Source organism: Acidimicrobiia bacterium, from assembly GCA_016650365.1.
In the GTDB taxonomy this organism is placed as follows: domain Bacteria; phylum Actinomycetota; class Acidimicrobiia; order Spongiisociales; family JAENVV01; genus JAENVV01.
This window is the reverse complement of record JAENVV010000190.1, coordinates 1-13182: the sequence shown is the minus strand read 5'-3', so window position 1 is coordinate 13182 and position 13182 is coordinate 1. Positions and strand designations below refer to the sequence as shown.

Sequence of the window (13182 nt, the reverse complement as noted above, 5' to 3'; positions counted from 1 at the left end):
TGGGCGGTTGACGAGATGGACCGTCGGTACGACCTTCTGGCCGACTCGGGAGTACGCGATATCGGCGGCTACCACGAGAAGTGGGATGCAGGCGGTATCGACGAGGAAGGGTTTGACCGATTCCCGTACCTCGTCATCCTCATCGACGAACTCAACGACCTCATGATGGTGGCCGGGCGTGACGTCGAAAACTCGATTGTCCGGATTGCCCAGATGGCCAGGGCTGTCGGGATCCACCTCGTGATTGCCACGCAGCGTCCGTCCGTCAATGTCATCACCGGGGTCATCAAGGCGAATATCCCTTCACGGATGGCCTTCTCGGTCGCCTCTCAAACCGACAGCCGCGTAATCATCGACACGATCGGGGCCGAGAAGCTGGTTGGGATGGGAGACCTGCTCCTTGTCACTGCCAAGGACCCCAAACCGGCCAGGGTCCAGGGTGCATGGGTGTCTGAAGAAGAAGTACGAGCCGTCGTCGATTGGGTCAAGAAGCAGAAGGAAGCCAAGTATGAGGACAAGGTTATTGAGGCGTCGGTTGAGAAGGCGCGGGTAGAGGCTGCCGAGGAAGACGACGAAGATGCCGAGCTGATCCGCCAGGCAATGGATCTGGTCGTTCGCTCGGGACTCGGCTCGACGTCGATGCTTCAGCGCAAGCTGCGGGTCGGATTTGCCAGGGCCGGGCGCCTGATGGACACGCTTGAGAGTCGGGGAGTGGTCGGCCCTTCCCACGGTTCCAAAGCTCGCGAGGTTCTTATTTCCGTTGAGGATCTTGAACAGATGGCCGGCGCTTCGGACTGACCACGCAGTAGCCTCGCAGCATGCACCGCTGCCTGGTACTCATCGACGGTCAGCACTACCCGCCGGTGGTCGAACGGGCTTTTGAGGCGCTTTCCGCCGACGGCTATCTGGTGGTCGGGGCGGTGTTCCTCGGTGGAACCGAAAAGACCGACCGCCCACCGGATCTCGCCATGCCGGTCGGGGTGGGCGATCCATCCCGGGTTCTTGCCGAATTCATCCAAACCTATGACCCCGAGGTAGTCATCGATCTCAGCGATGAACCGGTCCTCGATCACCGGAAGAGATTTGAGCTGATATCGGTGGCGTTGCAAGGCGGAGTCGCCTATCAGGGGGCCGGCTATCGTTTCGATCCTCCTGAACTCCCGCAGCTAACGACGGTTCCCACCGTCGCCGTGACGGGTACCGGTAAACGGGCGGGCAAGACTTCCGTGGCGATCGAGTTGGCGCGGTTTTGGCGTGATGTCGGACGACAGGTATGCATTGTGACGATGGGGAGGGGCGGGCCGGCTCATCCGACCGTCCTGCGGGCAGGAGAGTTCTCGCCGTCGATTGCCGGATTGGCCGCATTGGCCGAACGGGGCATGCACGCAGCCTCTGACTATGTGGAAGACGCGGTATTCGCCGGAGTTGACACAATCGGTACCTTTCGCTGTGGGGCCGGGGTCTCTGGCGAAACCGACATCCACAATTTTGCAGCCGGGGTGGCGGCGGCAGGCCGGCTCAGCCCGGAATTGATGATCTTCGAGGGCAGCGGAACAGCCATTCCTCCTGCTCGCACCGATGCCCATGTTCTTGTCATGCCGATCGATATCGATCGGGAGTTCCTGAACGGCTATCTCGGTCCGTATCGGGTCCGAACCGCTTCGACGGCGGTCGTCATTGATTCCGGATCTGACTACGAGGGTCACTTCGAGTCACTCAAAGTGGTCCTCTCCCGGCTTAATCCAGACCTGACGATCATGCGGGCAAGCTATGAGATGGAGCCGTCCCTTCCGGTTGGGGGTCGGCGGGTGTTGGCCGTGACAACCGCTCCCGAATCTGCTGGCCGCCAGCTCGTAAAGGATCTGGTCCGGCACGGAGCCAGCGCGGTTGAGGTAGTGCACAGCCTCTCTGACCGGACCCGGCTGCGGGACGATCTTGAGGCGGCCAGGGAGGCCGATGTTCTCCTCGTCGAGGTAAAGGCCGCCGCAGCCGACCTTGTCCTCCCGTGGGCAGTCGACCGGGCCATCGAGGTTGGTCTGATCCACAACCGGGTGATCGTGGCGGGAGGCACCGATCGACTCGTAGCGACGATCGATGACGTTCTCGCTAGGAGATGACCTGATACACCTTGCGCAACGGTTCACGGCGCAACAGGGCACGAACCCGCTCCTGGCTCCGGATGACGTCGGGGTTGGCGAGAGCAGTTTCCATGGATTCGGCAGAGTCCCACCGAATAATGACGCCTCCCTCGATCAGGCCACCGACGCCGGCGGCTTCCGCGCGGATTAGCTCGATGCCCAGGCATCCGGGCGCCGCCGTGAACGCTGGTACGACGTCTGCTTTGAACATGGCGATGAGATCGTCAAGGTCCGCTTCTGAAACTGCCGATAGGAACAATCTGATCACCATCGCCAGGCTGCTTTCGAGAACATGCCGGCCATGTCCGGGTTGCGAGTGAGTTCGGTGGTCGTTCGGTCGAAATAGGCGGCCGTCTGCTGTCCGGCGCCCGGGTACATCAGGGTCACCTCGACGGTTTCTTCATCTATGCGAACGACGTTGTACGACGGCCGGGTGTACCCCCTCAACCGGTAGGAGGAAACCGTTCCGCTGTTGATGATGAGCATGCGGTCGACCTGCCAGACGTGAGGGACATGCTTGTGGCCGGCCAGGACGATATCGACATTCACATCTTCAAGGAGCGCCATGACGTCGCCGGCATCCCAAACGATGTTGCGTTCGCGGCCGGTGCCAGGAACAGAGACGAGGTGATGATGCATCACGAAGAGGCGCAGATCGGCCGCGTCGCCGAACTCCTGGCGGATCCACTCGTACCGGGATCGTCCGATTTCACCCTCGGCCAGGTCTGGTTTTGAACTATCGACGGCTACTACCTTCGTTCGGCGGGGATACGCGTCGCTCGACAAGGACAGTGAGACGTCGCCCTTTGACTCGCTGTTGCCTTTCCCGAAATGATCCTGGAAGTGCAGGTAGCCGACGTTTTTCGAATCATGGTTGCCAGGAACGATCACCGTGGTGAATGCTTCGCGTAGCGGTCGAAGCGCATCGCGGGCCGTCTCGAATTCCTCTGCATACCCTTCTTGCGTGAGGTCGCCCGCCACCACGACGAGGTCTGGTTGCAAGTCGAGTATCTCGTGAACGGCTGCCGAAAGAAGATCGGGGTCGAAGTACGGCGAACCACAGTGAAGGTCTGACAGTTGGGCGATCGTCAGCGAAGGCATCGAGATGTCATACTAGCTGGAGAAGGTGGGGCGGATCGGCGCCACCGAAGGGGACGCACACGGATGGTCAGCCCGGGTGGACGGTACATATGGGTGCTCGATCGCCGCGAGAACCCGTTGCCCTTCTCGAAGTTTGTCGCGGCATCTTCGATGATCGTCGTCGGGATCGAGCCTGAGATGGCCTACACGATTGCCGAGGAGACCGAGACTCGCCTTCTCGAACGCAACCTGTCTGAGGTGGCCGTCGATGAACTCATGGACATCACGACCCGATCCATCGAAGCACATCTCGGGGTGGGTTCGGCCGATCGCTACCTGGCGTGGCTGAGAGCGCGTCGGCGCGGAAAGCCGATCATCGTTCTCCTGGGTGGTGCACCGGGAGTAGGCAAGTCTTCGGTGGCCGGTGAGGTGGGCGCCCGTCTCAGGATTTCGAGCGTGATTCCCACCGACGCGGTTCGCCAGGTCATGCGTCAGTTGGTCCCGGATACCCTGGCGCCCATGCTGCATCTGTCGTCGTTTGACGCCCATCGGGCCTTACGCTCACCCGTCCCCGCTGATCACGACCGTGTGGTCGTCGGGTTCCAGAGCCAGGTCGATCTGGTTTCGACCGGAGTGCGGGGCCTCATCGATCGGGCCATCACGGAGGGGTCAGGCCTGGTCGTAGAGGGCGTCCATATGGTCCCCGGCCTCTTCGATACCGATGTTGCGGTGTGGGCCAAGCAGGCGGTTATCTGCCAGATGGTGCTCGTGGTCGATGAAGCGACCGTGCACCGAGCCCATTTTCTTGCCAGGGCCGAGCAAGCCAGTCAGCGCAGCGCCGATCGCTATCTGGACGCGTTCGACGAATTGCGGCGAATCGATCGCTACATCCGATTGTGCGCCGAAGAGCGTGGAGTACCCGTCATCGCCATGGAACAACTTGACGACAGTATTCAACGGGTCGTCGAGATGATTGTCGATGCGGTCATCGCCGGGTCAGCCGTTGGAGGGATCTGAGGGCGCTGCAGGCCTACTGTTGTGCTCTGTGCTTTCCTGGCAAGCAGCGCCGGTTTGACCAGGTTTGGCTGATGGACAGCGAGTCGGAGCCGAGTAGCCTGGCTTGATATGCGAAACATTCTTGATCTGGAGGGGCGGCTTGTCGGGGAGGCGCCCATCGATATCGACACCACCCGTCGGTTGTACCGGGCCATGGTTGAAGCACGGGCCTACGACAAAAAGGGAACCACCCTTCAGCGTCAGGGCCGATTGGCAACCTATGCTCCTCTGCTCGGCCAGGAGGCCGCCCAAGTTGGATCCGCCGCTGCGTTGGATCCGAACGACTGGATGGTGGCGACGTATCGCGATGCGGCTGCCATGTGGATGCAGGGGTATCCGTGGGAAGTGTTGTTCCTTTCGCGGTCGGGCGACGAGCGGGGTGGGCGTCCGCCGGTGCATGTCGATGTCCTTCCGCCCTCGATCACCGTTGGCGCCCACATGATCCATGCGGTCGGTATCGCGTGGGCCGAAAAGCTTCTTGGAACGAGTCGCATCGCGATCACCTATTTCGGTGACGGAGCTACTTCTGAAGGTGATTTCCACGAGGCGATGAACTTTGCTGGTGTCTTCAAGACACCGACCGTGTTCTTGTGTCAGAACAATGGGTACGCCATTTCGATGCCGAGGGAGCGTCAGACCGCGTCGGCAACCATTGCGCAGAAAGCTGACGCGTATGGCATGGCTGGTGAGCAGGTGGATGGAAACGACCTGTTTGCAGTGTATGCCGCCACAAAGGAAGCGGCTGATCGGGCCAGAGCGGGCGATGGGGCGACCCTGATCGAGGCCGTGACGTACCGGATCGGTCCCCACACGACGAACGATGATCCCGGTCGGTACCGGGACCCTGAGGAAGAGCGAGCAGCCCACGACCGTGATCCGGTTGAACGGGTGCGCCGCTATCTCGAAAACGAGGGCGCCTGGGATGGCGACTGGGAAGAGACGGTCCAAGCCAAGGCGGCCACCACGATTGAGCGGGCCGTCGAGTTGGCCGAGTCGCTCGACTCACCGTCTCCGGCAGACATTTACGGGGCAGTGTATGAGGAGATGTCGCCAGATCTGCGTCGCCAGCTTGAAGGGATTGAATCGTGAGCGAACTAACCCTCGCTGGAGCCATTACCGATGCCCTTGCCACGGCACTCGACAAGGACCAGCGGGTCCTGGTCATCGGAGAAGATGTCGGCCAGACCGGCGGAGTGTTTCGGATCACCGATGGTCTCCTTGGCAGGTTCGGCGATCAACGAGTGATCGACACGCCAGTTGCCGAGTCCGGGATCGTCGGGGCGGCGTTCGGCATGGCGGTTGCCGGCCTGCGTCCGGTTGCCGAAATTCAGTTCATGGGATTCTCCTATCCGGCATACGATCAGATCCTCAGCCACGTGGCCAGGATCCGGAATCGGTCTCAGCACCGGTTCACCGCGCCCCTCGTAATCCGTATGCCGTGTGGTGGTGGATTCGGGGCCGCTGAACATCATTCTGAATCCACCGAAGTGATTTACGCCCACTTACCGGGTCTGAAGGTTGTGATTCCGGCCACCCCTTATGACGCCAAGGGTTTGTTGCTTGCCGCCATCGATTCGCCCGACCCGGTCATTTTTCTCGAGCCAATCCGTCTGTACCGGCTGGTACGAGAAGAGGTTCCGGACGGCTACTACACCGTCGAAATCGGCAAGGCCCGGATCGAATCGGAAGGCACCGACGTCTCGCTTATTACCTGGGGAGCCATGACCCACGAGGTGCGCGAAGCCGTGGAGGTTCTGTCCGGCCACGGCATCTCTGCCGAGATGATCGACCTGCGAACCTTGCGCCCCCTCGACGAAGACACGATCATCGAGTCCGTTCAGAAGACGGGCCGGGCCGTGGTCGTCCAAGAGGCACCGAAGACCGCCGGATTCGGGGCAGAAATAGCTGCTCTCATCGGTGAGCGTGCGTTGTATTCGCTCAGGGCACCCGTTGAACGGGTAGCGGGTTGGGACACCACCATTCCGTTGAAGAAGGCTGAACACCGGTACATGCCAACCACCGAGACCATTGTCGCAGCGGCCCGGCGAACGATGGAGGCATAGTGCATACCTTTAAGCTCCCCGATATTGGAGAGGGACTCGTCGAGGCAGAGATCGTGTCGTGGCTGGTCGCCGAGGGCGATCCAGTAGGACTTGACGAACCGCTCGTCGAAGTGGAAACCGACAAGACGGTCGTTGTGATGCCGGCTCCGGTCGCCGGAATCGTGGTGCGTCACGGTGCTGAGGCCGGTGAAACCGTCGCGGTTGGAGCCGTCCTGGCTGTGATAGACGACGGGTCGGGGTCATTTGAGAATGATGATGCCGGGTCGACGCCGAGTGAGACAGACGATCTTCCTGAACACCGTGAGGAAGATCCCCCATTGGTCGGCAGCTTCGGCAAGGGATCCACGATTCTTGGTCCCCGGACGGAAGGCTCCGGCGAGTCGGGAAACCCAGTTCTCGCCCTCCCGCTCGTCAGGAAGCTGGCCAGGGATCAAGGAGTTGATTTGGCAGCACTCACCGGGACCGGACCGAACGGTCGGATAACCAGAGCTGACATCATGGGTGCGGTCGAGCAAAAGGCCGATATGGCAGTGCCGGCCTCGGCGCCCCACCAACTCTCGCAGGTCGTAGCCGCCGGAAGTGATTCCGAGGTGGTCCCGATGACGAAGTTGCGTCGGACCATCGCCGATCGAATGAGCCGGTCCTGGGCAGAGATCCCCAGGGTCACGACGTTCGATGATGTGGATGCCACCCGGTTGCTTCAGGCGCGCAAAGCGCTATCGCTTCGCCACGGCCAGAACGTCACGCTTGAAGCCTTGGTCGTCAAGGCGGTCGTTCCCGTCCTCGGCGAATTCCCGGAGTTCAACGCAACGGTTAGCGGTGACGAGATCATCCTTCATCGTCGGTATCACATCGCCGTTGCGGTTGACACACCGAACGGTTTGATGGTTCCGGTGGTTCACAACGCCGGGGAACTCACCGTACTCGAAATTGCCGGCGAGATCATGAGGTTGAGTGCGGGCGCCAGCGACCGAAGCCTCGTTGCGGACGATCTGTCGGGCGGGACATTTACGGTTTCGAATATCGGAGCGGTAGGCGGTGGCCACGGCACCCCGATTGTGCCGTTGGGAACGACGGCCATTTTGTCGGTTGGCCGGGCCAGGGACAGTGCCGTGGTGCGCGGCGAAGCGGTCGTGGTCGCGCCGATGATGCCGTTGAGTCTCTCGTACGATCATCGGGTGATCGATGGTGCGCTGGGCCGGAAATTCATGGCGCGTCTCATGGAGAATCTTGCCGAGCCTGCGCTGTTTCTTGTTTGAGTTCCAACTCAGCTGAGAGAATCCCATCCGGTAGGCTGCCTGGATGAGAGCAGTTCTGTGTACCGAGCACGGCCCACCCGAATCTTTGACGATCGCCGACGTACCGGACCTCCATGCCGGCCCTGGCCAGGTGGTCGTCGACGTTGGCGCCGCCGGGGTCAACTTTCCTGACACGCTCATCATTCAGAACCTCTATCAGTTCAAGCCTGACTTGCCGTTCTCCCCGGGCGGCGAGGTAGCTGGAACGGTTGGCCAAGTCGGTGCGGGTGTCGATCATGTGGCGGTTGGTGATCGGGTGATCGCCTTTCCCGGATGGGGCGGATTTGCCGAACAGGTCGTCGTCGAGGCTCGTTCGGTGATCCCCATTTCCGAGACGATGCCGACGGACGTCGCGGCCGCCTTCGTGATGACCTATGGGACCTCCTATCACGCGCTCAAAGACCGCGCCGACCCCCAGCCGGGCGAGACCTTGCTCGTTCTCGGGGCAGCCGGAGGCGTCGGCCTGGCGGCTGTCGAGTTGGGCAAGGTCATGGGTTTGCGGGTTATTGCTGCCGCATCGACCGACGAAAAGCTGGCCGTTTGTAAAGATCATGGCGCCGACGAGCTCATCAACTATTCGACCGAAGACCTGAAGGTCAGGGCCAAGGAACTAACGGGCGGCGCCGGGGTGGACATTGTCTATGACCCGGTCGGCGGTGAGTACACCGAGGCGGCCTTGCGGGCCACGGCCTGGGAGGGCCGATTGTTGGTCATCGGGTTTGCCGCCGGGCCCATTCCAAAGATTCCGCTCAATTTGACCTTGTTGAAGGGGTGTGACATTCGGGGGGTGTTCTGGGGTTCCTTCGCAGCCCGTGAGCCGAAACGGAATGCTCAGAACCTGATGGAACTGGTCGCGATGTTCGACGAAGGAACCATCCGGCCCCACATCTCGGCTCGCTACCCGCTCGAAGACACCGGGGCCGCCCTACGAGCGCTCATGGATCGAAAGGCGACCGGCAAGATCGTCATTGAACTGTGAATAGTCGAGTTGTGCACGGGTGACTCTGCCTGACCGTGTGGTCGTCGAGTGGGTTAACCGGTCGCTACCCGGTATCCGCCGATGGGACCCGATCGGAGGCGCAACGACGGCCGACCTGTGGAAGGTGTCCAACGATGACGGGCGCTGGGTGGTCAAGGTGTTTGCGAGCTCCGGTTTCGTCGCCGAATATCCCGATTGTGTCGACCATGCCGTCGCAGCCATGCAGTTCGTACGGACCCATTCAGATCTTCAGGTCCCCGAGGTCGTGGACGCCGATCCGACGGGTGACCTGGCGGGCTCTCCTGCGATTCTCATGACATCCCTCGGCGGCGTTCCCCTCGAAGCCCCGAGCCGCCGTGTATTCGATCGGATCATCGACGTAGCAGATCAAGTCCACAGCCTTCCGACCGCCGGATTTGGGTGGCGTCATCACCGATATAATGATCCATCCGACACATTCACTCCGGACTGGTTTGGTGATTCGGGCCTATTCGGCGAACTGGCCGCCCGCTCGGCCGCCGCGGTGAGCGACGGGGTGTTCATTCACCGGGATTTTCATCCTGGAAACCTGCTCTTCGATGGCGATCTCGTCGTCGGCACGGTTGATTGGGACTATGCCTGCATCGGTCCGTCCGGCGAAGACTTTGGTCGAACCTGGCTCAATCTGGCTGCGGATTACGGCCGGCGAATCGGCTCGGTATTTGCGAGTCGGGCGGCCCGCCGGTTGGATCCGGCGTGGGCGGCGGCTGCCTGGATTGACTGGTTACCGTTTTACGAGGGAGGCGAGTCCGTGCAGGGGTGGGGGACTCCCGAAGAACGCCGTGGGTTCGAGTCGGTTGGCCGGTGGACGGTCGATCTGGGCTAGTCCTCCCGTAACAAAGCGGGGATCACCACGAGGGCCGCCAGAGCCGCCGTGATCATGGACACCTGCATGATCACGGACAACTGGTGATGAATCTCGAGCGGTGACAGCCAGAGGGCGGTGAAGGCCACGGCAATGCCGAGCGCGTTGGCGGCGATCGGTCGGCCGGCCCGCTCGATGGCCCGGTTGATGGTGCCCGGTTCTTCCTGGCGGGCCAGATCGATGGCCGCGATGAAGTGAATTGCGTAATCGATCCCGACTCCGATGACGATGCTCGACAACACGGCCGTCATCAGGTTGAGGTGGGTATTGGAAACGGCCAGGAATCCGAGCAGGGTTGAGACCGTGAGGATGATCGGTACAAGTGAGGCGATCGTTTGGCGGAGTCGTCGATAGGCGAGTCCGAGCATGATGGTCACCAGAACGAAGGCCGCGATGAGCGAAACGACCTGCGACCTCACGACCAGGCGGGCGATCTCGTCCCATACGATGGGCATTCCGGTGAGCGCGGTGACTTCAGAGGAGGAATCGGCATAGCGTTGCCATTCGGCCAGATCAGCGGTGGAAAAATCCTCAGGGAACATGACGAACCGAAGCCCATCGGCACTGACCATCTTGCCAAGTGGCAGCTCAACTGCCCCGGACAGCATCGCGGCGAATTGCTCGGGTGGTACCCGGCCCTCAAGGTCGGCCAGCGAAAACACTTCGCGGACCCCCGGCAACGAACGTAGGTCCTTGGAGGCCTCCTGAATGGCGGCCAGTTGGTCGGTTCCTGCGCCCTGGTCATAGGCAAATTCCCCGATAAGCGGAGTTGCCCCGCCGAACGCAGCCTCGGTTTTGGCAAACGCCAACCGGACCGGGTCGTCATCTTTGAAGAAGAACAACTGGTCCGAATTCACTTCCAGGCCGGGAATGGTGAACGCCCCAAAGGCGATCAGGGCCACGGTGATGAGAATGGCCGGCCGCCTGGTCTTGACCATCGCCTGGAGTCCCTTGGTGACCCAAGGGCCGAGAATGGCCGTCTGATGGTCTGGCTTGATCGTGAGATGGCTCAACAAGGCGGGAAGGGACAAAAGGGAAATGATTCCGGCGAATGTGATGCCGATCGCCGAGAACGTGCCCAGCTGAGCGATGGGCCTCACCCCGGTGAACAGCAACGATAGGAAGCCGGCAGCTGTCGAAACCGATGTGAGGATCATCGGTACCCCGACCTGTTTCAAGGCTGAGGCGACCAGATCGGTGGGGTCACTGGTGCGATGGGCTTCTTCCTGGAAGTGCGTTACGAAGTGGAGACCGTCCGCCGAACCCATCACAATGACAAAAATTGGGACGATCACGGTGACAATGTCTATCTGTTTGCCAAGACCGAACAGCAGGCCGAACGTCCACAACGAGCCAAGAATGGCTGGCAACATGGCCAGGGCGGAGAGGCGACGATCACCGATGTTGGCGTAGAAAACGGCCAGCATCAGCGCGATTACCGCCGGTGGAATGAGCAACAGAAACAGAGAGAGAAGGTCAACGACCGAGGCAAAAATGACCGGGTTGCCTGCCAGAGTGAGCTCGATCCCATCGGGGGCAACCAGGTCGGCGAGGTTGCGGGCCGAGCTCATGCCGTCGGTGCCGGGAGTGACGATCACCAGGGTGTCCAGAAAGTCGTCACTTAACAAGAGTCCGGTGGTGGGATTCGATTGGAGCAGACTATCGACGGCCGGGCCAGGTAACTTCCGGAGGTCTTCGGGAGTGATCGGTGCCCCGGTGAGCGGGTTGATTCCCGGAAGGATCGAGGCGACCGACTCTACGGCGTCGGTGGCGGCAATGGCTGATTGGAGTTCGGCGAGTCTGGCCAGTCCTTCCGGAGTGTTGAAGGGCGCATCAGGTTCGGCCGTCGCCACGATGGTGATGGGATCCTTGGCGGTGTATTTCTCCTGAAGGTTGGCGAACACCTCGCCCGTGGCGTTGCCCTCGAGGATGAAGGACGAAACGTCAGCGTTGAAATCGAGTCGGAAGAGCATGCCGACCGATAGCAAGCTCAAGATGGCGGTTGCCACGAGGATCAGCTTGGCTCGTTTTACGATGAAACTGGCGATACGATCCATTCGTCCTCCGGGCGGTTGCCGGTTCGACCCTAACCGAGCCTGAGGCCCCGCAGGGGGGCCTCAGCAGGGTTTCCTTGACGAGTCGCGGCCGGCTAGCAGCAGGCCGCTTCGCTTGGTTCGCAACACGGGTCGGCGGAGCCTTCGATGGTCTTTGCAGCTATCGGACTGTCGCCGAGGACCGTGTAGAACTCCCAATCCAAGCCGTTCGGGTCGGTGACGAACACCTTGTCTTGCTTTGCGTAGCAACACTCGACCCCTTGCTCCTCATACGTCGTGAGACCGCTTGCGACAAACCCCTCGGTGGCGGCATTGACATCGGAAACCGTTTCGACTTCGACGCCGATGTGATTCATCGTCCCTCCCTGGGAATTTTCGATAAGGACGAGCTTGAGGGGAGGCTCGTCGATCGCGAAGTTGGCGTAACCGGGCCGCTGTTTGGTTACCGGTGTTCCAAAGACCTTCTCGTAGAAGGCGACCGCCGCGTCGACATCCGTGACATTGAGGGCTAGCTGTACCCGACTCATGACGATCCTCCTATATATTGATACTCATCGATGTATAGGTTGCCACATACATTGATCTGTGTCAATATGTTGGTATGACGAACATCGACGTTTCGTGTTGTGCCCCGGTCGCAGGAGGGTTGGATGAAGGGCAGGCTCGGGAACTTTCCGAACTCCTCAAGGTCCTCGCCGACCCGGCCCGCCTTCGGATCGTGTCGATGCTGGCTACCGGAGAGGCCGACGAAGTCTGCGTTTGTGACATGACCGCGCCGCTCGGTCTGTCACAGCCAACGGTCAGCCACCACATCAAGGTGCTGCGCGAGTCCGGGTTCATCACCTCGGAGCGACGGAGCAAATGGGTCTACCACCGGCTCGTCCCGGAACAACTCGAGGCGGTCCGCGCCGCATTGTCCGTCGGGTCGCCCGGCTGAACCGTCAAGCAGACTGGATGAGGCTCCGATAAGGGAGTATGCGTCGTACCTTCGCGCTCACAGTCTTGGCAGCGGTCATGGTCGGATGGGCTTTTTCCACCGGCCGTGATTTCCTCGTGACCGGAATGGTCGACCTCGGCATCCACGAATTGGGGCACATGCTGGCCATCCCGCTTGGCCAGACGATCCATTTTCTGGCTGGTTCCGGGGCACAGATCCTGGCGCCGGCCGGATTGGCAGGCTATTTCTGGTGGAAGGGCGATGAGGGTGCCAGTGGATTGATGCTGGCGTGGTGTTCCACCTCGATCAAGGACGTGGCCATTTACATGGCAGACGCCAAGACGAGGTACTTGCCGTTGATCGGCGGGACACACGACTGGTGGTGGCTGTTCTCGAGGTGGGACAATCTTGACGGAGCAGCCGGCATTGCCGGGTTTGTCGGGTTCCTGGGCCTCATGCTCGGGGCCGGGGCGGTCCTATGGCTGGGTTACCAGTCCTGGACCCTCTGGTCGGCGGCCCGCCCGTCGGTGTTTGTGTTCCTCGACGCGGAATCTCGCGACTGAACGACCGGCGCGAAACCTACGGCATGGCCTGATCGACGAACTCGTAGATCTCGGCCATGTCAACCCCGGGAAAACGGCCAGGGGGGGGCGCGGCCAGGACGTGGGTACGA

At 61.1% G+C, this 13182-nt stretch carries 14 protein-coding genes; 10 read left to right on the top strand and 4 right to left on the bottom strand.

What is annotated here, in order from left to right:
- Nucleotides 1–15: 15 nt before the first annotated feature.
- Both JJE47_11620 and JJE47_11615 read left to right on the top strand, forming a co-directional pair.
- Nucleotides 16–798, top strand: coding sequence for a DNA translocase FtsK (locus JJE47_11620; protein MBK5268070.1), 783 nt, complete (start codon nt 16–18; stop codon nt 796–798).
- A 20-nt stretch (nt 799–818) separates the two neighbouring features.
- Complete coding sequence (locus JJE47_11615; protein MBK5268069.1) at nt 819–2117, top strand: hypothetical protein; 1299 nt, start codon at nt 819–821, stop codon at nt 2115–2117.
- On the opposite strand, the gene JJE47_11610 is transcribed toward JJE47_11615, so the two are convergent.
- Together JJE47_11610 and JJE47_11605 are read right to left on the bottom strand one after the other, a co-directional pair.
- Entirely contained in the window at nt 2107–2409 is a 303-nt protein-coding gene (locus JJE47_11610; GenBank protein MBK5268068.1) for a hypothetical protein, read from the bottom strand. The genes JJE47_11615 and JJE47_11610 overlap by 11 nt on opposite strands.
- Entirely contained in the window at nt 2403–3239 is an 837-nt protein-coding gene (locus tag JJE47_11605; GenBank protein ID MBK5268067.1) for a metallophosphoesterase, read from the bottom strand. Before JJE47_11605 ends, JJE47_11610 begins: the two co-directional genes overlap by 7 nt.
- A gap of 93 nt (nt 3240–3332) precedes the next feature.
- Between JJE47_11605 and JJE47_11600 the strand changes: the two genes are divergently transcribed.
- From JJE47_11600 to JJE47_11575, 6 genes are all read left to right on the top strand, one after another.
- Nucleotides 3333–4235, top strand: coding sequence for a hypothetical protein (locus JJE47_11600; GenBank protein MBK5268066.1), 903 nt, complete (start codon nt 3333–3335; stop codon nt 4233–4235).
- A gap of 108 nt (nt 4236–4343) precedes the next feature.
- The gene (gene pdhA / locus JJE47_11595; GenBank protein MBK5268065.1) at nt 4344–5363 is read left to right on the top strand and encodes a pyruvate dehydrogenase (acetyl-transferring) E1 component subunit alpha; all 1020 of its coding nucleotides are present in this window, start codon (nt 4344–4346) and stop codon (nt 5361–5363) included.
- A complete protein-coding gene (locus JJE47_11590; GenBank protein MBK5268064.1) occupies nt 5360–6337 on the top strand; it encodes an alpha-ketoacid dehydrogenase subunit beta in 978 nt (325 codons plus the stop codon). The genes pdhA and JJE47_11590 overlap by 4 nt, the downstream gene beginning before the upstream one ends.
- The gene (locus JJE47_11585) at nt 6337–7596 is read left to right on the top strand and encodes a 2-oxo acid dehydrogenase subunit E2 (GenBank protein MBK5268063.1); all 1260 of its coding nucleotides are present in this window, start codon (nt 6337–6339) and stop codon (nt 7594–7596) included. The genes JJE47_11590 and JJE47_11585 overlap by 1 nt, the downstream gene beginning before the upstream one ends.
- Before the next feature lie 43 nt (nt 7597–7639).
- Complete coding sequence (locus JJE47_11580; protein MBK5268062.1) at nt 7640–8614, top strand: NADPH:quinone oxidoreductase family protein; 975 nt, start codon at nt 7640–7642, stop codon at nt 8612–8614.
- A 19-nt stretch (nt 8615–8633) separates the two neighbouring features.
- Entirely contained in the window at nt 8634–9479 is an 846-nt protein-coding gene (locus JJE47_11575) for an aminoglycoside phosphotransferase family protein (GenBank protein ID MBK5268061.1), read from the top strand.
- Here the strand turns inward: JJE47_11575 and JJE47_11570 are convergent.
- Nucleotides 9476–11575, bottom strand: coding sequence for an MMPL family transporter (locus JJE47_11570; protein ID MBK5268060.1), 2100 nt, complete (start codon nt 11573–11575; stop codon nt 9476–9478). The two genes, JJE47_11575 and JJE47_11570, sit on opposite strands and share 4 nt — an antisense overlap.
- Nucleotides 11576–11667: 92 nt before the next feature.
- Nucleotides 11668–12099 carry a VOC family protein gene (locus JJE47_11565; protein ID MBK5268059.1) on the bottom strand — a complete coding sequence of 144 codons (432 nt, stop codon included), beginning with the start codon at nt 12097–12099 and terminating at the stop codon, nt 11668–11670.
- 74 nt (nt 12100–12173) lie between these two features.
- Between JJE47_11565 and JJE47_11560 the strand changes: the two genes are divergently transcribed.
- Together JJE47_11560 and JJE47_11555 are read left to right on the top strand one after the other, a co-directional pair.
- The gene (locus tag JJE47_11560) at nt 12174–12509 is read left to right on the top strand and encodes a helix-turn-helix transcriptional regulator (GenBank protein ID MBK5268058.1); all 336 of its coding nucleotides are present in this window, start codon (nt 12174–12176) and stop codon (nt 12507–12509) included.
- 38 nt (nt 12510–12547) lie between these two features.
- Nucleotides 12548–13072 (top strand): hypothetical protein, encoded by a 525-nt coding sequence (locus tag JJE47_11555; GenBank protein MBK5268057.1) that lies wholly within the window; start codon nt 12548–12550, stop codon nt 13070–13072.
- The last annotated feature ends 110 nt before the right edge of the window (nt 13073–13182 follow it).